The sequence below is a fragment of the Bradyrhizobium sp. BR2003 genome (assembly GCF_009720285.1).
Classification (GTDB): Bacteria; Pseudomonadota; Alphaproteobacteria; order Rhizobiales; family Xanthobacteraceae; genus Bradyrhizobium; species Bradyrhizobium elkanii.
The window spans coordinates 1-19,546 of the sequence record NZ_SMYJ01000030.1 but is presented as its reverse complement, the minus strand read 5'-3'; the positions used below and the strand labels follow the sequence as shown (position 1 = coordinate 19,546).

At 64.2% G+C, this 19,546-nt stretch carries 21 protein-coding genes; 8 read left to right on the top strand and 13 right to left on the bottom strand.

Annotated features, from left to right (window positions below):
* Positions 1 to 72: 72 nt before the first annotated feature.
* From prmB to uvrC, 5 genes are all read right to left on the bottom strand, one after another.
* Positions 73 to 1,032 (bottom strand): 50S ribosomal protein L3 N(5)-glutamine methyltransferase, encoded by a 960-nt coding sequence (gene prmB, locus E2I15_RS24460; protein WP_137482668.1) that lies wholly within the window; start codon positions 1,030 to 1,032, stop codon positions 73 to 75.
* Positions 1,032 to 1,499, bottom strand: coding sequence for a molybdenum cofactor biosynthesis protein MoaE (locus E2I15_RS24455; RefSeq protein ID WP_137482669.1), 468 nt, complete (start codon positions 1,497 to 1,499; stop codon positions 1,032 to 1,034). The genes prmB and E2I15_RS24455 overlap by 1 nt, the downstream gene beginning before the upstream one ends.
* Positions 1,500 to 1,507: 8 nt before the next feature.
* On the bottom strand, positions 1,508 to 1,759 hold the full coding sequence (gene moaD / locus E2I15_RS24450; protein WP_069278866.1) for a molybdopterin converting factor subunit 1: 252 nt from the start codon (positions 1,757 to 1,759) through the stop codon (positions 1,508 to 1,510).
* Positions 1,756 to 2,370 (bottom strand): CDP-diacylglycerol--glycerol-3-phosphate 3-phosphatidyltransferase, encoded by a 615-nt coding sequence (pgsA, locus tag E2I15_RS24445; protein WP_016844474.1) that lies wholly within the window; start codon positions 2,368 to 2,370, stop codon positions 1,756 to 1,758. The genes moaD and pgsA overlap by 4 nt, the downstream gene beginning before the upstream one ends.
* A gap of 193 nt (positions 2,371 to 2,563) precedes the next feature.
* Positions 2,564 to 4,663 carry an excinuclease ABC subunit UvrC gene (gene uvrC / locus E2I15_RS24440; protein WP_137482670.1) on the bottom strand — a complete coding sequence of 700 codons (2,100 nt, stop codon included), beginning with the start codon at positions 4,661 to 4,663 and terminating at the stop codon, positions 2,564 to 2,566.
* Between the two features lie 268 nt (positions 4,664 to 4,931).
* On the opposite strand from uvrC, the gene E2I15_RS24435 reads away from it, so the two are divergent.
* Positions 4,932 to 5,555: an outer membrane protein gene (locus E2I15_RS24435; protein ID WP_016844476.1), complete on the top strand. Its 624-nt coding sequence runs from the start codon at positions 4,932 to 4,934 to the stop codon at positions 5,553 to 5,555.
* 20 nt (positions 5,556 to 5,575) lie between these two features.
* Here E2I15_RS24435 and E2I15_RS24430 read toward each other — a convergent pair whose 3' ends face one another.
* The 5 genes from E2I15_RS24430 to E2I15_RS24410 form a co-directional block, all read right to left on the bottom strand.
* Positions 5,576 to 5,773, bottom strand: coding sequence for a hypothetical protein (locus tag E2I15_RS24430; RefSeq protein ID WP_137482671.1), 198 nt, complete (start codon positions 5,771 to 5,773; stop codon positions 5,576 to 5,578).
* A 53-nt stretch (positions 5,774 to 5,826) separates the two neighbouring features.
* Entirely contained in the window at positions 5,827 to 6,039 is a 213-nt protein-coding gene (locus E2I15_RS24425; RefSeq protein ID WP_016844477.1) for a cold-shock protein, read from the bottom strand.
* 261 nt (positions 6,040 to 6,300) lie between these two features.
* Complete coding sequence (locus E2I15_RS24420; RefSeq protein ID WP_137482672.1) at positions 6,301 to 7,161, bottom strand: 23S rRNA (adenine(2030)-N(6))-methyltransferase RlmJ; 861 nt, start codon at positions 7,159 to 7,161, stop codon at positions 6,301 to 6,303.
* 251 nt (positions 7,162 to 7,412) lie between these two features.
* On the bottom strand, positions 7,413 to 8,099 hold the full coding sequence (locus E2I15_RS24415) for a ribonuclease T2 family protein (protein WP_038377299.1): 687 nt from the start codon (positions 8,097 to 8,099) through the stop codon (positions 7,413 to 7,415).
* A 113-nt stretch (positions 8,100 to 8,212) separates the two neighbouring features.
* Positions 8,213 to 8,689, bottom strand: coding sequence for a hypothetical protein (locus tag E2I15_RS24410; protein WP_137482673.1), 477 nt, complete (start codon positions 8,687 to 8,689; stop codon positions 8,213 to 8,215).
* A 166-nt stretch (positions 8,690 to 8,855) separates the two neighbouring features.
* Between E2I15_RS24410 and E2I15_RS24405 the strand changes: the two genes are divergently transcribed.
* From E2I15_RS24405 to E2I15_RS24395, 3 genes are all read left to right on the top strand, one after another.
* Positions 8,856 to 9,155, top strand: coding sequence for a hypothetical protein (locus E2I15_RS24405; protein ID WP_137482674.1), 300 nt, complete (start codon positions 8,856 to 8,858; stop codon positions 9,153 to 9,155).
* A gap of 43 nt (positions 9,156 to 9,198) precedes the next feature.
* Entirely contained in the window at positions 9,199 to 9,729 is a 531-nt protein-coding gene (locus E2I15_RS24400; RefSeq protein WP_137482675.1) for a DUF3617 domain-containing protein, read from the top strand.
* 623 nt (positions 9,730 to 10,352) lie between these two features.
* The gene (locus E2I15_RS24395) at positions 10,353 to 12,626 is read left to right on the top strand and encodes a TonB-dependent siderophore receptor (RefSeq protein ID WP_246668336.1); all 2,274 of its coding nucleotides are present in this window, start codon (positions 10,353 to 10,355) and stop codon (positions 12,624 to 12,626) included.
* Positions 12,627 to 12,694: 68 nt separating this feature from the next.
* Here E2I15_RS24395 and E2I15_RS24390 read toward each other — a convergent pair whose 3' ends face one another.
* The 3 genes from E2I15_RS24390 to E2I15_RS24380 form a co-directional block, all read right to left on the bottom strand.
* On the bottom strand, positions 12,695 to 14,080 hold the full coding sequence (locus E2I15_RS24390) for an ATP-binding protein (RefSeq protein WP_137482677.1): 1,386 nt from the start codon (positions 14,078 to 14,080) through the stop codon (positions 12,695 to 12,697).
* A gap of 110 nt (positions 14,081 to 14,190) precedes the next feature.
* Positions 14,191 to 14,895 carry a response regulator gene (locus tag E2I15_RS24385; protein WP_038377300.1) on the bottom strand — a complete coding sequence of 235 codons (705 nt, stop codon included), beginning with the start codon at positions 14,893 to 14,895 and terminating at the stop codon, positions 14,191 to 14,193.
* Between the two features lie 19 nt (positions 14,896 to 14,914).
* Positions 14,915 to 15,463 (bottom strand): MarR family winged helix-turn-helix transcriptional regulator, encoded by a 549-nt coding sequence (locus E2I15_RS24380; protein ID WP_137482678.1) that lies wholly within the window; start codon positions 15,461 to 15,463, stop codon positions 14,915 to 14,917.
* A 330-nt stretch (positions 15,464 to 15,793) separates the two neighbouring features.
* Between E2I15_RS24380 and E2I15_RS24375 the strand changes: the two genes are divergently transcribed.
* The 4 genes from E2I15_RS24375 (at position 15,794) to E2I15_RS24360 (ending at position 19,411) form a co-directional block, all read left to right on the top strand.
* Positions 15,794 to 16,873 (top strand): branched-chain amino acid aminotransferase, encoded by a 1,080-nt coding sequence (locus E2I15_RS24375; protein WP_137482679.1) that lies wholly within the window; start codon positions 15,794 to 15,796, stop codon positions 16,871 to 16,873.
* A gap of 183 nt (positions 16,874 to 17,056) precedes the next feature.
* On the top strand, positions 17,057 to 18,571 hold the full coding sequence (gene hisS / locus E2I15_RS24370) for a histidine--tRNA ligase (RefSeq protein WP_137482680.1): 1,515 nt from the start codon (positions 17,057 to 17,059) through the stop codon (positions 18,569 to 18,571).
* Between the two features lie 119 nt (positions 18,572 to 18,690).
* Complete coding sequence (locus E2I15_RS24365; RefSeq protein ID WP_018269806.1) at positions 18,691 to 18,894, top strand: tautomerase family protein; 204 nt, start codon at positions 18,691 to 18,693, stop codon at positions 18,892 to 18,894.
* A 106-nt stretch (positions 18,895 to 19,000) separates the two neighbouring features.
* Complete coding sequence (locus tag E2I15_RS24360) at positions 19,001 to 19,411, top strand: thioesterase family protein (protein WP_137482681.1); 411 nt, start codon at positions 19,001 to 19,003, stop codon at positions 19,409 to 19,411.
* Positions 19,412 to 19,546 lie beyond the last annotated feature (135 nt).

The following is a 19,546-nucleotide window of genomic DNA, read 5'->3' as shown; positions in this document are numbered from 1 at the left end:
GCTGGAACTGCACACGATTTTCGTTTCGCCCGGATCGGGCTCCGTAAATCGCCGGAGCCGGCGGCACGCCGGTCAGAGGTCCGCGGCAGCGATCCAGAACACCTCGCCCTCGGAGTCCTCGGTGTCGAGCCAGAGCAGCGGCAGGTTCGGATAGGCGGCCTCCAGATTGTCGCGGCCGCGGCCGATCTCGCAGAGCAGCCCGCCCTGCGGGGTCAGATGTTGCCTCGCCTCATCGAGCAGGCGACGGACGATATCGAGCCCGTCGGCGCCGCCGTCGAACGCGATCTTCGGCTCGGCGCGGCACTCGCGCGGCAGCGCCGCCATGCCTTCGGTGTCGACATAGGGCGGGTTCGAGATGATGAGATCGTATCTGTTGCCGCCGAGCGGCTTGAACAGGTCGCCGCGATAGAGCGTGAGGCGGTTGTCGAGGCCGTGGTCGGCGACGTTGCGCGCGGCGACCTCGAGCGCATCCTTTGAAATATCCACCGCATCGACCGCGGCATTGGGAAAATGCCGGGCGGCCAGGATCGCAAGGCAGCCGGAGCCGGTGCAGAGGTCGAGCACGCGTTCGACCTCTTCGGGATCGCCGATCAGCGAGCTGCCGTCCTCGTCGCCGCCGAAATGCGAATCCAGCAATTCGCCGATGAAGGAGCGCGGCACGATGGTGCGCTCGTCGACATAGAACGGCAGGCCGCGCATATAGGCTTTGTTGACGAGATAGGCGGCCGGCTTTCGCGTCGCGATCCGGCGCTCGATCAGGTCGAGGATCTGCCGGCCTTCGGCCACGGTGACGCGTGCGGTGGCAAAATTCTCGAACTGGTCGGGATGAAGGTGCAGCGTCTCGCAGATCAGGAACGCGGCCTCGGCCACCGGATCGGTGGTGCCGTGCGCGAACACGAGCTTGGCTGCGTTGAAGCGGCTCACGGCATAGCGCAGGAAATCGAACAGGGTGTGAAGCTCGCCGGCGCCGACTTTGGGCGCTTTCGGCGCAGGCGGGCTCCGCCTTGCCGGCACTTTGCTGCGTTTGGCCATCAGGATTTGGTCCAGCGCGCGGCGGCCGCGTCGTCATGGTCCTGCGCCTCGATCCAGCTCGTGCCGCGCGCGCTTTCCTCGCGCTTCCAGAACGGTGCGTTGGTCTTCAGATAGTCCATCAGGAACTCGGCGGCCTCGAACGCGGCCTGCCGATGCGCCGAGGCGGTCACGACCAGCACGATGTTCTCGCCCGGCGCGATGCGGCCGAAACGATGGATGATGGTGAGGCCCTGCAACGGCCAGCGCGACAGCGCCTCGTCGGCGTGGCGTCCAATCTCGGCTTCCGCCATTTCAGGATAATGTTCGAGCGTCAGCGCGGCGATCGGCTCGCCCTGTTCGCTGCCGCGGCAGATGCCGCTGAAGCTGACGACCGCGCCGACATCGGTGCGGCCCTTGCTCAGGGCGGCGATCTCCTGCGCGACGTCGAAGTCGGCTTGCTGGATACGGATGGTCGCTGCGACGGTCATGTCGGGGTTTAGCCGCCGGTCATCGGCGGAAAGAACGCGATCTCGCGCGCGCCGGAGATCGCCGCGTCCGATTTGACATGGGCGTGGTCGATCGCGGCGCGGATCACTGTCGGCTTCTCGAACGCATAGGCGTAGGCATCGTCGCGCGCGGCAAGCCAGCCGATCAGGTCGCCGACGGTGCGCACGTCGGCCGGCGGCTCGACGATCTCTTCAGCCTTGCCGACGCGTTCACGCACCCAGGCGAAATATTTCAGCTTCATCCCTCATCCTCCTTGATGAGGTGATGGATGCCGGCACGGAAATAATCCCAGCCGGTGTAGATCGTGAAGATCGCCGACATCCACAGCAGCACGATGCCGATCAGGGTGGTGGCCGGGAAGACCTGCTCACCCGCCTCGCCGGCGATCAGGAAGCCGATCGCCACCAGCTGGATCGTCGTCTTCCATTTCGCCAGCTTGGTGACGGGAACGCTGACCCGAAGCCCAGCGAGATATTCGCGCAGGCCCGAGACGAGGATCTCGCGGCACAGGATCACGATCGCCGCCCACAGCGTCCAGCCATGGATCGAATTGTCGGCGGCCAGCATCAGAAGGCTGGAGGCGACCAGCAGCTTGTCGGCAATCGGATCGAGCATCCGGCCGAAGGCGGACTGCTGGTCCCACATCCGGGCATAATAGCCGTCGAGATAGTCGGTGATCCCCGCCGCAATGAACACGGCCAGCGCCACCCAGCGCAGCCACAACGGGCCGTCCAGGATCGATTGCCAGTAGACGCAGCCGATCACCACCGGGATCGCGGCGATCCGGGCGTAGGTCAGGATATTCGGGAGGGACATGGTCTTGGTCTGTCCCCGGGTCGTGGCGATGTTCATCCGTTCTACCAATACCGCTGAAGCGAGAAGGTCAACCGTGCGGACGCGCCAAGCGCGACCAGATTGCGCAGGATCGTCATAGCGCCTTAGCTCGTTGTTTAAGCATGATCTTTTCGGATAACTGCCTCACACTTTTCCGCATCATGTCCTAGATGCCCCGTCGCAGGCGACGCCCTGATGACTCGCCTTTGGTTTAACCCGGCTGGGCGTGGAAAAACTCGAAAATCTTGCGGGCGCTCTCGGCGCTGACGCCGGGAACCTTGCCGAGGTCGGCGATCGAGGCCCGCTCGATCTCCTTGAGCGTTCCGAAGTGGTGCAGCAGGGCACGCTTGCGGGACGGGCCGATGCCCGGGATCTCCTGCAGGCCGGCCTCGCGGATGTCCTTCTTGCGCAGCTTGCGGTGCGAGCCGATCACGAAGCGATGGGCTTCGTCGCGCAGCCGCTGGATGAAATAGAGCACCGGGTCCCGCGGCTCCAGCTTGATGGCCTCGCGGTCGGGCATGAACAGGGTTTCGCGCCCTGCATCGCGCTCCGGACCCTTGGCCACCGCCATCAGCGAGACCTCGATCAGCCCGAGATTCTGGAAGATCTCCCGCACCGCGTTGAGCTGGCCGCGGCCGCCGTCGATGATGACGAGGTCGGGCCATTGCGGGAACGAATCGTCATCCGCTTTCGTCCTGGCAGCGGCCTCGCCCTCCGGCGGTTTCAGCAATCGCTTGAAGCGGCGTTCCAGCACCTCGCGCATCATTCCGTAATCGTCGCCGGGCGTCAGCCCTTCGGACTTGATGTTGAACTTGCGGTACTGGTTCTTCATGAACCCGTCGGGTCCCGCCACGATCATCGCGCCGACCGCATTGGTGCCCTGGATGTGGCTGTTGTCGTAGACCTCGATCCGCTTCGGTGTGTGCGGCAGGCCGAGCGTCGAGACCATGCCCTCCAGCAGCCGGCTTTGCGTCGCAGTATCGGCGAGCTTGCGGCCGAGCGCCTCGCGCGCGTTGGTGAGCGCGTGGCCGATCAGCTCCTTCTTCTCGCCGCGCTTCGGCACGGAGACCTCGACCTTGGATCCGGCCTTGACCGACAGCGCGTCGGCGAGCAACGCGCTTTCCTCGATCTCGTGCGACAGCAGGATCAGCTTCGGCGGCGGCTTGTCGTCGTAGAATTGCGCGAGGAACGAGGACAGCACCTCCTCGGGCGTGAAGCTCTTCTCGGCCTTCGGGAAATAGGCGCGGTTGCCCCAGTTCTGGCCGGTGCGGAAGAAGAACACCTCGACGCAGGAATAGCCGCCCTCCTGGTGGATCGCGAACACATCGGCCTCTTCGACCGTGCGCGGATTGATGCCCTGCTGCGACTGGATCGCCGACAGCGCCGCGAGACGGTCGCGGTACAGTGCCGCGGTTTCGAATTCGAGCTCGCCGGAGGCCTTCTCCATCTCGGCCGCGAGCAGCTCCTTCACGGCGTGGCTGCGGCCGGAGAGAAATTCGGTGGCCTCGCGCACCAGTTCGCTATAGCCGGGGAAGTCGATCTCGCGCGTGCAGGGGCCGGCGCAACGCTTGATCTGATAGAGCAGGCAGGGCCGGCTGCGGCTTTCGAAGAAGCCGTCGGTGCAGGAGCGGATCAGGAACGCGCGCTGCAGCGCCGTGATGGTGCGGTTGACCGCGCCGGCGTTGGCGAACGGGCCGAAATAGCGGCCCGGCCGCGACTGCGCGCCGCGATGCTTGAGGATCTGCGGCGCCCAATGGTCGCCGGTGATCAGAATATAGGGAAACGATTTGTCGTCGCGCAGCTGCACATTGAAGCGCGGACGGAGCTGCTTGATCAGATTGGCTTCGAGCAGCAGCGCCTCGGTTTCGGTCATGGTCGAAACGATCTCGACCTGCGTGGTCGCCGCGATCATGCGCAGGATGCGCGCCGGCAGCGGCGCGTTGGCCCGCGCATAGGACGACAGCCGCTTTTTGACGTTCTTCGCCTTGCCGACATAGAGCACGTCGTTGGCGGCGTTGAGCATGCGGTAGACGCCGGGCGAGGTCGGGGCGAGGCGGACCGCGTTCTCGATCGCGGCATGCCCGATCGAGAGCGTGCCCTCGGCGACTGCCTCGGCGGCGTCCTCCGAAGCCTCGGGCAGGCGTGCCTCGTCCTCCTCCTCGGCGGCGGAGGTTTCGGGATCGACGTCGCTGGTATCGAGCGCCAGATCGTCCTGCGGCAGGTCTGACTTTGAACCGCGCCGTGGCTTGGGATCAGCCTTGGGGTCAACCTTGGGGGCCGGCGTCGGACGCTCGGGAGAATCGTGAACCATGGGCCGTAAACTAAGTGCTTGGGCGACCGGTCGCCAGCGTTGACGGCACCAAGAAAACCACCTCGATTGCAGGAGGTTACCGGCCCCGCGCGGACCACCGGGCAGGCGTGCGTAACACCTTGTTAAGACTGATGAGCAGGCCGGTAACCGGGCTTAACAGCCCTTTAACTTAAAACTCTCGATAAACCTTAGCGAAAAAAGTGGAATTCCGTAACCACGCCGGGCCTTGGCCGGCGGGCTGCGGGCAGTTGCGTGGTGGAGAGTACCAATGACCCGGTTTGTCGCGCGTGCGCTGGCACTGATCGTTGCAGGCTGGACGACCTCGGCGGCGTCGGCGGACCTCAACTACGGTTCGCCCTATACCGTCTATCAGCCGCTCAATGCCTATAGCTGGGCCGGCCCCTATCTTGGCGGCAATGTCGGCTATGGCTGGGGCTCGGTCGAGAACAACCCGACCAAGCCGTCCGGTTTCGTCGGCGGTGTGCAGGCCGGCTACAACTTCCAGAACGGCTCCCCCTGGGTGTTCGGTATCGAGGCCGATATCCAGGGCACCACGGCCGACGACCGGTTCGCGCCGTGGAAGTTCTCCAACCCGTGGTTCGGCACGGTGCGCGGCCGCGCCGGCTATGCGGTCAACAATGTGCTGTTCTACGCGACCGGCGGTCTCGCCTTCGGCGAACTGCGCGGCGAGACGTTCGGCATCACGGAGAGCCACACCAATGCGGGCTTCACCGTCGGTGCCGGCGCCGAAATGGGCTTTGCCCCGCACTGGAGCGCCAAGATCGAGTATCTCTACGTCGACCTTGCCAACAGCAACTTCACGATCACCGGTGGCGTGTCGAACGGCTACAGCTTCAGCCTGGTTCGCGCCGGCATCAACTATCACTTTTGAGAACAAGAAAACGTCGACCATCAACTCCCGGCCGCGCCTTGCGCGGCCGGGTTTTTCTTTGTGTTGATGATCTCAACGTCGCGCATGGCGGCATGCACGCCGCGGCGTCCGCGAATCCAATCGGTGGGCCGCACGTGTGGGATATGCGGCACCGCCGGTCGCGTCCGCATCATGCAGGTGGTCATCCAGAGCACGCCAGCCGCGCGCTCGGCGGTCAACTCACACGCAACGCCTCATTCGGCGTTCATCACGAGCCGCGCATCGCGAGCGCTCATGAGACCACCAGGTTGACCGCCTTCGGGCCCTTGCCCTTCTTGTCGGGCTCAACCTCGAACGTAATGCGTTGTCCTTCAGTCAGGTCCTTCAATCCTGCACGCTCGACAGCAGTGATGTGAACGAACACATCGCGGCCGCCATCATCCGGCTTGATGAAGCCGTAGCCACGCTCTCCGTTGAAGAACTTGACTGTCCCAGTCATGGCCATCGGGAAACTCCTCCCCCGTATTGCTCCACCGCTACGCGCACGCCGCGTAGCGGTTGACCGACATTCGCTTGTCGGAAGCTTGGCCACCTGAACAGGCCGGCGTCACGCCGCCGGTCTGCCTGGATTTTATTTCGGCCTTGTCACTCCGCCGCAACCATTCGCGGAAGCGGAACGTAAAGCCAGTCGTAACAGGATGAGCATAATACGGTTCCGCGCAAATTGCCTATGCTCAAAATTGAACTTTTCAGTAGGAGCTGTCGATCAAGCTTTAGGCGTCTCGAGTCTGAAGCGCCCTGCACCGCCTTGACCGAGCGGCTTCTCGAGTTCGGGCAGGATGATCTTCAACTCATTCGCCAGCGTCCACGGCGGATTCACCAGCAAAAGCCCTGTGGAAACGAGGCCTGCGCCTGCTTCTTGCGGTGCCACACTGAATTCCAAACGCAGGCATTTGCCGGCGGGCCGACTCGCTGCCGCTGCAGCGGCCACACTGCGCGCTAGCTCATCAGTGGCTCTCCGGGTTTTTACGGGGTACCACAAAAGATACGTGCCGGTCGGCCACTTCGCGAATGCTTCCGTGAAAGCACTGGCCAGCCGCTCGAACTCGTCCTTCGCTTCGAACGGCGGATCGATCAGCACCAGGCCGCGCCGCTCGTTCGGCGGCACGAATGCGGGCAGCGCCATCCAGCCGTCGAGATCGACGACGCGCGCTTGCGCGTCGCGTCGCAAGGCGTCGATCAGTTGTTTGCGCGCCGTCGGTTCGATCTCGCAGGCGGTGAGGCGATCTTGCGGACGCAGCAGCGCCCGCGCGATCAGCGGCGAACCAGGATAGGCCTTCAGCTCGCCTTTCGGATTGAAGGCTCTGACGATGTCGAGATAGGGCGCGATCAGAGGCAACGCCTTGTCGGACAGCCGCGCCTGCATCAGCCGCGCGATGCCGGTGAGCCATTCGCCCCCGCGCTGCGCTTCGCTCGACGTCAAATCATAGAGGCCGGCGCCGGCGTGGGTGTCGATGACGCGGAACGGCGCCGGCTTGTCCTGCAGATAGGTAAGCATGCGCACCAGCACGATGTGCTTGATGACGTCGGCAAAGCTGCCGGCATGAAAGGCGTGACGGTAGTTCATGTGATGATCGTGCTGCGCTCCCAAGGGGTGCGCATGTTGTACTCGTCATGCCCGGGCTTGTCCCGGCCTTCGCTGAAGCTTCGGCGGGGTCAACATCCGAGCTCGGCGAAGCCTTGGCGTAGCGAAGCCTTGGCGTAGCCGGCTCCCGGGCATCTGCGCCTTATCCTGCTCGTTTCGCGACGGCGCAGGTGACCGGGACGTTCTGCGCGACGCCGCGCGGCACGGGTCTGCCGGCCATGACGCAGGGAGTTTCAGCCGCCGCGAACCGGCGGCATCAGCACCTGATCGCGGCGGCAGGCGCGGCGATCGATTTCCTCGCAGGAGCGGAATTGCAGATCCTTGCTGAGGCAGATCCGCACCTCGCTGAGCCGCTTGCTGTCGCAGGTCACCGAGATCGCGGAGTTGCTGAGGCCCGGATTGACCTTGATGAACGCCGTCTCCAGCTCGTCGGGCGCGACCGTCTTCGGCTCCGACAATTGCAGGAATTCCTCGGGGATCTTCACCGTGGCGCGGGCCTTGCGGATGGCTTCGAAATAGGCGCGCTCGCCGAGACCGGAGCAGGTGCCGTGCTTGTCCCACTCGTTGTAGATCAGCCCGGGCGCCGGCATCAGGTCGAGCATCGAGCTCATAATGCTGCGGGCGAGGCGCGGCGAGGGCCGCTGACAGTATTCCGGGAAGCCCCGCTCATATTGCGGCCACAGGCCGTGCACCACGAAGGAGTAGGGCCGTCCGCCGCACTGCGCCTGCGTCCCGCGGCCGTTGTTGCCGCGCTCGCTCGCCGCCTCGCAGAACGACGGCGACCACGACAGCGACAGCACATAGAAATCGAACTCACCGGGCGCATTCTGGCGGCGATCCTGGGCCGAGGCCCCGACCGCACTGCACAGAATAATGGCAACCGAAATCAAAAATCGGGAAATTGTGTCCAACCGAGGCATCAAACGCTCCCCTCACTGACCGCCTAGAGCCTAGCAGGCCGTGAGAACATTTCAAGAACAAAAAGCCGCCGTCCAAATGGCGGCGGCTCCTGCTTTGGCAGTCTGGTCGGAGATCAGGGCCGGGCGGCCTTGCAGGACGGGTTATAGGCCCAGTTGCGGTCGAGCCCCGCGACGCACCATTCGACGCCCTGATTGATGCTGGCAAAGCCGCCGTCCTCGATGATCGAATAGTGCACCTTGCGCACCTTGCCGTCGCTCAGCATGGCCTCGCCGGTGCAATAGCGGCGCGGAATATTGTCGGACTGCCAGGGACGGAAGGCGGTTTCGTGAATCCCGTTGAAGCCGGTGATCACGAGCGGCGAATTCCAGAAGGTGGCTTCCTTTTCCTGGAATTGCGTGCTGATGACCGTCAGGGCCTTCTCGCACGGGGCCACATTGCCGTCATAGCGCGGGCCGGACAGCCAGAAATTCATTTCGAGTGGATTGGCGGCCTGGGCCGCGCCCCCGAAAGCCAGCGTGCCGACCACGAGTGCGGCGCCGAGGCCGAGCTTGCGGCCGAGTTTATTGCGGGAGCTGAACAGGTTGCGCATGGGAATCCACCCGATTATCCGATGCCGCGGACGGTGCCGCGAAGCCCCGGCAAGGTCAAGTGCAGCGCGGCAACACCTGCGGAGAAGTCCACTTTGGGGACCCGGCTCGTTCTTTTCACGGTCGCCGGCGCACTCTATGTTGGCTCGAAGCGAAATGGAGTCTGCGATGCGAAGGAAATTGGCCGCTTGCCTGGTTGCCGTTTGCGGGATGCTGGCCGTTGTGCCGGCGCGGGCCGATTGGATGCAGCCGGTGCCGCCGTTCAAGGGCAATGATACCGGCGGTATCATCGCCTATACGCAGGCGACCCAGAACGACGCCCGGCAGCTCGCCGTCGATCACTGCGCCTCTTACGGCAAGGTGGTCAAGTTCCTTGCGATGCAGAACTATCCGGGCGGCTACATCTCTTTCGCCTGTCGCTGGGTGCCCTATGGCGCAGCCCAGAGGCCGCTGCGCACGCTCTACTGAGCGCGCACCAGATCTTTCGATCGTTCAGCCGGGAGCCGACCGCATGACCCGACAGCTTGGCTTGCTTGGTTCGGCTGTGTGCCTTGTCCTGTCCGCTGGCGCCGCAAGCGCGGTCGACCTGCCGATCCGCAAGGCCGGTCTGTGGGAGATGAAGATGGTGCGCACCGGCGGGCCGATGCCGGAAATCACCATGCAGCACTGCACCGACGAGACCACCGACAAGGAGATGAGCGCGGCGGCCTCGCCGATGGCCAAGGAAGTCTGCTCCAAGCAGGATATCCAGAAGACCGCGACCGGCTATGTCAGCGACAGCGTCTGCAGCGTCGCCGGCATGACGATGCAGAGCCATGCCGAGATCGTCGGTGATTTCAATTCCGCCTACACGGTGAAGAGCACCTCGCATGCCGAGGGCGGCGCGGCCGGCTCGCGCGACACCACGATGACCATCGAGGCGAAATGGCTCGGCGCCTGCAAGAGCGACCAGAAGGCCGGTGACATCATCATGCCCGGCGGCATGAAGATGAACGTCAAGGACATGGAAAAGCTGAAGGGCCTCCTGCCCAAGCAGAAGTAGCGCGCGCGCATTTCGGCCGTTGCAGCGCGCCTGAATACATCGCCTCTCATTCTGAGAGGCTTGCGCCGCCTTGCACCACCATCATTTCGAGCAGCTCGCGACAAGCTTGCAAAGCAATTTTGCGCTGACGCGACGCGGCAATCCGTCCCTCCGCTTGCGGAGCAAGATATTGCTTCGCGAAGCCTGGCATCGGGTGCGTGTCGACGCGATCCGTCAGCTCGCAATGTGGTGGATGGGACGGTGCACGTCACCGCAGTGACGTCAGCGCATGGGGCTTCGCCACTGTCGCCGGAGCAACATCATTGAACGATCGCTGTGTGCCTCGCGTTCGAGACTCTCTGCGAGAGACGACGCGCGTCGCATTCGTGATGTCGAAAGCCTGACGCACCAACATGTCGTTTTGAACTGTTCGAGCGTTGCGCGACTTGAATCGTTCCAGTGTTTCGCATCGTGTGCGTTTCAATGGATTCTATTTTGCACGTGTGGAATTTCGTTCATCCCGCCGATAGTAGTCCGCCCCAATTGCTGCGCGCTTGGTGACAAACGCGCGGCTCGATCAAGATCAGTCTGGGCGTGTGGTGATTTGTTCGGTGGGAATGGCTTCGTTGCGGAGCAAGCGCGGCTTGCTTGCATCAAATGCTGCGATCAATGCAGCGCTGCTCGGTTCGGTCGTGCTTGTGCCGATGGGCGCGGACGTCGCCTGCGCTCAGGCGCAGGCAAGTCCTCCGCAGAATAATGTCAGCGAGCTTCCCGCAGTGACGGTGGATGAACCTGGCGTCGCAAAGAAGCGCGGTGCCGTCGTCTCGAGCCAGAACACCAGGGCATCGCGCGCGGCCGCGGCGAACCGGCGCCGCAATACGACTGCGCCCGCCCAGAGCCAGGCTCCGCGGTCGCAAGGCGTAGGTGGCGCGATCGGTACGACGACGGGTTACGTCGCGACCGCCAGCACTGCCGGTACCAAGACCAGCACAGCGCTGATCGAAACGCCGCAGTCGCTTTCGGTCGTCACGCAAAAGGAGCTCCGGGATCGCAACGTTCAGACGCTCAAGGACGCCGTCAGCTACACGCCCGGCGTGACGACCACGGCGTTCGGCTATGATCCAAGGTTCGATAGCTTCTACATCCGTGGCTTCGATGCGACCTATACCGGGATCTATCGCGACGGCCTGCGTCAGGGCGGCGGTAACTTCGCCATTCCCAAGATCGAACCTTACGGTCTCGACAGCGTGTCGATCCTCCGTGGTCCCGCCTCGGGCCTCTATGGCCTCGGCTCTCCGGGAGGCATCGTGGATGTCACGACCAAGCGGCCGCCGTTGACGTCGTTCGGCGAGGTGCAACTGCAGGGCGGCACCTACGACCGCTACCAGGGCAGTTTCGACGTCGGTGGTCCGGTGCCCGGCAGCGATCAGCTGTACTACCGGCTGACCGGTCTGCTGCGCGACGCAAAGACCTGGTACCCCGGCAACGACGACGATCGCGCCTATATCGCGCCCGCCCTGACCTGGCGGCCGGACGCCGACACGTCCTTCACCATCTTGAGCGAATATCAAAAGAGCCGAACCGCCGCGAGCATCGGCAATTTCCGCACGTCTGACGGACAATTGACCAACATCTATTCGAATGATCCGGCCTTCAGCGCCATGGATCAGAAGCAATATCGGGTCGGCTACGCGTTCGAGCATAATGTCGACGACGTGTGGACGGTGCGGCAGAACTTCCGCTTCTATCAGGTGGACGTCGACGCGAAATACACCCAGATCGATTCGATCGACAGCAACACCAATCTGGCGTCGCGGTCGGCCTGGCGGATCCTGGACAGCTTCAACACCGTGACGCTCGACAATCAGGTCGAGGCCAAGTTCATGCTCGGCGCGATCAGGAACACGGCGCTGTTCGGCGTCGACTACGGCCACTCCTACTACAACGACAAGATCGGCTACGGGCCGGCGCCCGATCTCAATCTCCTGACCATGAACTACGGCGCCCAGGCGATCGCGACGCCGGCCTTCTCGATCTTCAACAAGCAGTCGACCGACGAGGTCGGTGTTTATGCACAGGAGCAAGCCAAGCTCGGCGGCTTCATTCTGACGCTCAACGGCCGTCAGAGCTGGGTGTCGCAGACGACGACCGCTGGTCTGGACGGCGTGCCGTCGACGCAGAAAGCGACCGCCTTCACGGGCCGTGCGGGGCTGAGCTACGTCTTCGACGACGGCATTGCACCCTATGTCAGCTATGCGACAGCATTCGCCCCGCAGGTCGGCGTCGATGCGTCCGGATTGCCGTTCAGGCCGACCACCGGCGAGCAGAAGGAAGTGGGCATCAAGTACCAGATGCCGAACCTTCCGGTGCTGTTGACCGCCGCGGTGTTCGACATCACGCAGGACAACGTGCTGCGCACCGATCCGAACAACATGGCGTTCCAGGCAGCCACCGGGCAGGTCGAATCCAAGGGCGTGGAGCTCGAGGCGAAGCTGGCGCTCAAGCAGGGATTTGATCTCACCGCCGCCTACACCCATCTCAACGTCGTGATCACGCAGGGCAATCCCGATACGACCGGCAATGAGCTCTCCGGCATTCCGAGGAATTCCTTTGCCGCCTTCGGCAAGTACACGTTCCAGTCCGGCGTGCCCGTCGAAGGGCTCGGGCTTGGTCTCGGCGTGCGCTATATCGGGACGAACTTCGGCAACGACCAGAACACGTTCCAGAACGCGGCGACGACGTTGTTCGATGCGGTGATCGATTACGATCTGGGCAAGCTGGACCGGCGCTTCCTCGGCGCCACCATGCGCGTCAACGCGACCAATCTGTTCGACACGCACTACCAGACCTGCCAGTCCGGTTACTGCTATGCCGGCGAACGGCGGCAGGTCATCGGCACCTTGTCCTACCGCTGGTAGCTCGAATTTGTTGTTTGGACGCGTTTTCTTCACGCGAACCGGCGTCCGCTTCGCTCGAAATCGCGATGTTACACCGGCACCCGCACGACGGCGCGCAGGCCGCCCATCGGGCTTTCACTGAGCATGATGTCGCCGCCATGCGAGCGGGCGATGTCGCGGGCGATCGCAAGGCCGAGCCCGGTGCCGCCTTCGTCCTGGTTGCGGGCATCGTCGAGCCGCAGGAACGGCTTGAACACTTCCTCGCGCATGTCGGCGGGGATACCCGGTCCGTCGTCGTCGATCGTGACGTTGAGATAGCGATGGTCGCGATGGCCGGTGATCGAGATCGTGTTGGCGTGGCGCGCCGCGTTGGAGACGAGGTTAGCGAGACAGCGCTTGAACGAGGCCGGCTTCACAGTGACGACGGGCAGGCCGTGGAACGCGACGGTTGCAGTGTGGCCGTGGCGTTCGGCGTCGCTGCGCAATTCCTCCAGTGCCAACGCCATGTCGGTCGGCTGCGCGACCTCGCCGGAATCGCCGCGCGCGAAGGCGAGGTAATCCTCCAGCATCATCGACATCTCGTCGACGTCCTTGCGCATCGCGTCGATCTCGGGGCCTTCGCCGATCAGGGCAAGCTCGAGCTTGAACCGGGTCAGGATGGTGCGCAGATCATGCGATACGCCGGCGAGCATCGCGGTGCGCTGCTCGATCGAACGTTCGACGCGCGCCTTCATCTCGATGAAGGCCTGCGCCGCGCGCCGCACCTCGCGCGCACCGCGCGGCCGGAAGTTCGGCGCCTCGCGGCCCTTGCCGAAACTTTCGGCGGCGTCGGCGAGCCGCAGGATCGGTTTGATCTGGTTGCGCAGGAACAGCACGGCGACAATCAAAAGGATCGTCGAGGTGCCGAGCATCCAGAAGATGAAGATCTCCGAATTGGAAGCGTAGGCCGCGCTGCGCTGGGCGAAGATCCGCATCACCGAATCGTCGAGCTGCACGCGGATCTCGACCAGATTGGATTTGCCCACGGTGTCGATCCAGAACGGACGGCTGATCTGGCGGCCGAGCTGCACCGAAAGCGTCTGGTCTAGCAGCGAGAAGAACGGCTTCGGCCCCGGCGGCGGCATGTCGCCGCCGGGCAGGAAGTCGACCACCAGCTGCAGCTTCTGGGCGATGCGGCGAAGCTGCGCGCGGTCCTTGTCCTGCGGGTAGCTCTTGTAGACGTCGATCAGCGCCGCGATATCGGACACCACCGCGGCCGACAGGCGCCGCGTCACCGTGTTCCAGTGCCGCTCCATGAACACGAACGCCACCACGGTCTGCAGGATCACCATCGGCACGATCATGATCAGCAGCGCGCGGGCATAGAGGCCGGTCGGCATCCAGCTCTTGAACGCATTGCCCATCCAGCCGTTCGCCTTCGAGACGCGCTGCGAGGCGTTCTTGATCAGGGTCAGGCCGGAGTCGAGCGTGCTCATGCGGATGCTCTACAGCATGATCCGGAAAAGCGCGCAGCGGTTTTCCGGCAAGATCATGCTCAAATGAGGATCTGAAGCGCGATGACAATTCATCCCGGTCTCATCGCGCTTCAGGGCGAGGCCACCAGGCGATAGCCGATGCCGCGCACCGCCTGCAGGAACAGCGGATTGGCGGGATCGTGCTCGATCTTGCGGCGCAGGCGGTTGATCTGCACGTCGACCGCGCGTTCGTTGACGGTGCCGCCAGAGGTCAGCTCGGCGCGCGGCACGGTCTCGCCGGGCGCGCTGGCGAGGATGCGGAGCATCTCGCGCTCGCGATCGGTGAGATGGATGATCTCTTCGCCCTGACGCAGTTCGCTGCGCTCGATGTGGAAAATGTAGGGGCCGAACGCGATCTGCTCGACGACTGCGACCTGCGGCGGCGCGGTGCGCTTGAGGATATTGCCGATCCGGAGCACCAGCTCGCGCGGCTCGAACGGCTTGGCGACATAATCGTCGGCGCCGATCTGCAGGCCCTCGATGCGGGCTTCCGCCTCGTGGCGCGCGGTCAGCATGATGATCGGCACCGTCGAGGAGCTGCGGATGAAGCGGGCGAGGTCGAAGCCGTTCTCGCCGGGCATCATCACGTCGAGGATCAGCAGGTCGAAATGCAGCCCGAGCAGCTTGGCGCGCGCATCGGTGGCGCTCATCGCGGTCGTGACGCGATAGCCCTCGCCGGAAAGAAAGCGCGACAGCAGGTCGCGAATGCGGCGGTCGTCGTCGACCAGGAGAAGATGCGGCGCGTCGTCGGCCGGCTCGACCGGCGCGCGCATCATGGTTGCAGCCTGCACCGCTTCACTCCCTCGTTTTTCTGCCGCCGCCGAAGATCGCTTCGAGCACCTTGTCGGGATCGTCGCGGTCGATCATCGCGCGGAGGAATTGGCGAACCGTCTCGACGCCGGCCGGATCGATGCCGGCGACCGCGCGGTTGATGCGGTCGGTCTGCAGCCCGGCGAGCTTGGCGACCAGCGCCTCGCCCTTCGGGGTGGCATAGAGCAGGCGCTGCCGGCGGTCGTTGTTGCCGGTCTTCTGCACGATATAGCCCTCGTCCAAGAGCTGCTTGAGCACGCGCCCGAGCGACTGCTTGGTGATGCGCAGGACGTCGAGCAGGTCGGCGACCTTCAGCCCCGGATAGCGGGTGACGAAGTGGATGACGCGGTGGTGGGCGCGGCCGAAGCCGAACGCCTCCAGCTCCTGGTCGGCATCGCCGACGAAGTCGCGGTAGGCGAAGAACAACAGCTCGATGATGTCCCAGCGCAGGTCGCGCGCCCCCGCCGCCGCGGCATGATCGTCTCCCTGCGAATCGGGCTTGGCAGCCATGCCTGAGAAATTTATGTCAGTCATATTGACGTATCTTGGGTTCAATGTTACAAAACTGCCTGTCACGACGAAACATTAGGTCGTTTTGTCCTCGACAGTGTTTAAGGCGGCCTGAACGAGCCTGTGAGGCGGTTTGGGCCGCAAATTGGACTACCGTGCGATTGTCGAGCGGCATTTCGGCAAACATACTGGACTTCAGCATTCCGCAAAAGCATGTCTAAACGGCATGTTGGCGATGGAAGCCGGCGGCGCGGTCGGCGGTGGTGAAGTTCGGGCCAGCCGAGCCTGATGGCTCCGGGGGAAACAGGCCGGCGCCGGGTATCGCGCCGGTTCCGACAGCGGAAAGCAAGAAAAATGACTTTGAAATTCGACATCCAGCCTTCGCCGAATGCGACGTCCGACAAGGATCGCGCGGCGAAGCTCGTGGACCCCGGCTTCGGCCGGGTCTTTACCGATCACATGGCGATCGTCCGCTACAGCCAGGGCAAGGGCTGGCACAGCGCCCGCATCGAGGCCCGCGCGAATTTTCCGCTCGATCCGGCCGGCGCGGTGCTGCACTACGCCCAGGAAATTTTCGAAGGCCTCAAGGCCTACAAGCGCGACGATGGCGGCGTGAACCTGTTCCGGCCGGACGCCAATGCCCGCCGCTTCCGTGATTCGGCCGAACGCATGGCGATGGCGCCGCTGCCCGAGGATCTGTTCATCGAGGCGGTCGAGCAGCTGGTGCGGATCGATCGCGCCTGGATCCCGGGCGGCGAGGGGAGTCTCTATCTGCGGCCCTTCATGATCGCGAGCGAGATATTCCTCGGCGTGAAGCCGTCGGCCGAATACATCTTCTCGGTCATCGCCTCGCCGGTCGGCTCCTATTTCAAGGGCGGCCCTGCGCCGGTGTCGATCTGGGTGTCGGAGAATTACACGCGCGCCGCCATCGGCGGCACCGGCGCCGTCAAGTGCGGCGGCAATTATGCCGCCAGCCTGCGCGCGCAGGCCGAGGCGATCGAACGGGGCTGCGACCAGGTCGTGTTCCTCGATGCGGTCGAGCGCCGCTACATCGAGGAGCTCGGCGGCATGAACGTGTTCTTCGCGTTCGACGATGGCTCGCTGCTGACGCCGCCGCTCGGCACCATCCTGCCCGGCATCACCCGCGACTCGATCATCGCGCTTGCCAAGGATGCCGGCACGCGTGTGCGCGAGGAGCCCTATACGATCCAGCAATGGCGCGCCGACGCCGCCAGCGGCAAGCTGAAAGAGGCGTTCGCCTGCGGCACCGCGGCCGTCATCTCGCCGATCGGCAAGGTGTGCTCGGCGAGCGGCGATTTCCAGATCAGCGGCGGCGTGGCCGGCCCGGTCGCCATGGGCCTGCGCAAGAAGCTGGTCGACATCCAGTACGGTCGCACCAACGACCCGCATAACTGGATCCGAAACGTCGCCTGACCGGCACCGTCATGCCGGGAGGTCCGAGGACCAGACCGCAGGTGCGCAATTGCGCACCGGGGAATCTCGAGATTCCACAATTCGCAATTGCGAATTGGGGTTCGCGTCGTTCGACGCGCCCCGGAATGACGGTCCTGGATGCACCGGTTGCCGCCTAACGCGCCGGCTGGTAAACGGCCGCTCATGGCCGAGAAACCCAAAAAACCCCAGAAACTGAAGGCGCGCCTGCCGCGCGGGCTGGAAGATCGTGGCCCGGCCGCGATCAATGCCACGCGGGCGATGGTCGAGAAGATCCGCGCCGTCTACGAGCTCTACGGCTTCGAGCCGGTGGAGACGCCGGCGATGGAATACACCGACGCGCTCGGCAAGTTCCTGCCCGACCAGGACCGTCCCAACGAGGGCGTGTTCTCGTTCCAGGACGATGACGAGCAGTGGATCTCGCTGCGCTACGACCTGACCGCGCCGCTGGCGCGCTATGTCGCGGAAAACTTCGACGCGCTGCCGAAGCCTTATCGGTCCTATCGGTTCGGCTACGTCTTCCGCAACGAGAAGCCCGGTCCCGGTCGCTTCCGCCAGTTCATGCAGTTCGACGCCGACACCGTCGGCTCGGCGACGCCGGCGGCCGACGCCGAGATCTGCATGATGGCAGCCGACACGATGGAAGCGCTCGGCATTCCGCGCGGCTCTTATGTGGTGAAGGTGAACAACCGCAAGGTGCTCGACGGCGTGCTCGAGGCGATAGGCCTCGGCGGCGAGGAGAATGCAGGCCGCCGTCTCACGGTGCTGCGCGCGATCGACAAGCTCGACAAATTTCCCGCCGACGAGGTTCGCAAGCTGCTGGGTCCAGGGCGGTGGGATGGCGGCGAAGAGGGCAAGGGCGACTTTACCAGGGGCGCCGACCTGAGCCCCGCGGATGCCGATATCGTCCTGGCCGTCACGCAGCAGCGCGACGATTGGCGAGAGGCGATTGCTGCGGCAGAGACCTATCTGGCGAAGAGCGAAGTTGGTCAGGCCGGCGTGAGCGAGCTCGAAGAGATCGCCAAGCTGGTCGCGGCGTCCGGCTATGGCGCGGATCGCATCCGCATCGATCCCACCGTCGTTCGTGGTCTCGAATATTACACCGGCCCGGTCTACGAGGTTGAGCTGCTGCTCGATACCAAGGACGAGAAAGGCCGCCCGGTGCGGTTCGGCTCGGTCGGCGGCGGCGGCCGCTACGATGGCCTGGTCTCGCGCTTCCGCGGTGAGCCGGTGCCGGCAACGGGCTTCTCGATCGGCGTGTCGCGCCTGCAGGCCGCGCTGACGATGCTCGGCCAGCTCCATACGCAGGCCGAGTTCGGTCCTGTCGTCGTCACCGTGTTCGATCGCGATCGCATCGCCGACTACCAGAAGATGGTCGCGCAGTTGCGCCAGGCCGGCATCAGGGCCGAGCTCTATCTCGGCAATCCGAAGAACATGGGCAATCAGCTCAAATATGCCGATCGCCGCAACTCGCCCTGCGTGATCATCCAGGGCTCGGACGAGAAGGCGCGCGGCGAGGTGCAGATCAAGGATCTGATCGAGGGCGCCAAGGCCGCCGCCGCGATCGCCTCCAACCAGGAATGGCGTGAAACGCGTCCGGCGCAGTTCTCCTGCGCGGAGGCCGATCTGGTCGCCAGGGTCCGCGAGGTCCTGGCGCGGCATGACGTGGCGTGGGGATAGCCATTCGCTTGTGACGTCATGCCCGGCCTTGTGCCGGGCATCCACCTCTTGTTTGATGCGCGGCGACGTGAATGGCCGGGACGAGCCCGGCCATGGCGACAACAAGAGGGAGAGCAACAATGCCTGAGATCACCGTGAGCATGGCCGCCGGCCGCACCGACGAGCAGAAGCTCGGCATGATGCGCGACATCACCCAGGCGCTGGTGAAGAATCTCGGCGTCGATGCCGACGCGGTCGTGATCCAGATCAACGAAGCGCCGCTGCATCACAAGATGAAGGGCGGCAAGTCGTTCGTCGAGCGCGCGGCTGCGGCGAAGAAATGACGCGCGAAAGCGCGTCATCCCGGGGCGCGCATTAGCGCGAACCCGGGATCTCGATCAACAATCTCCAGATTCCAGGCTCACGCTTCGCGTGACGAGCAAGGCACCGATGGACGCACGCGACTTCATCAGGATCGGCATGAGCGCCGAGCGCATGCTCGTGGTGCCGCCGGAGCGCACGGTCGGGCATTTCGTGCCCGGCATGCCGATGGTCTACGCGACGCCGATGATGATCCTCGAAATGGAGATGGCGTCGGGCGACGCCATCCGCGCCGCGCTGCGTCCCGGCTGGGTCACGGTCGGGACCGAGGTCGATATCCGTCATCTCGCCGCTGCCCTCGTCGGGGCCACCGTGCGGACCACCGCGAAGGTGGTCGCGGTCGAGCGCCGCGTGATCCGCTTCGAGGTCGAGGCTTTTGAGGGCACGCGCAAGCTCGGCGAAGGCCGCCACGCTCGCGGTCTGATCAATGTCGAGAGTTTTAACAAGCGGCTTGCCGGGACACCGGGCCAAGCGCAGTAGATGAGATTGCGGGGCGCACCGACCCGCGCATTCAGACGTCATCCTGAGAGCCTGACTGAAAAAGGAGTGAGTGATCTCGGTAGGCTGTGATTCCTTCGGATTTGCGAAGATTCGAGGGAGGGCACGATGCCGTGG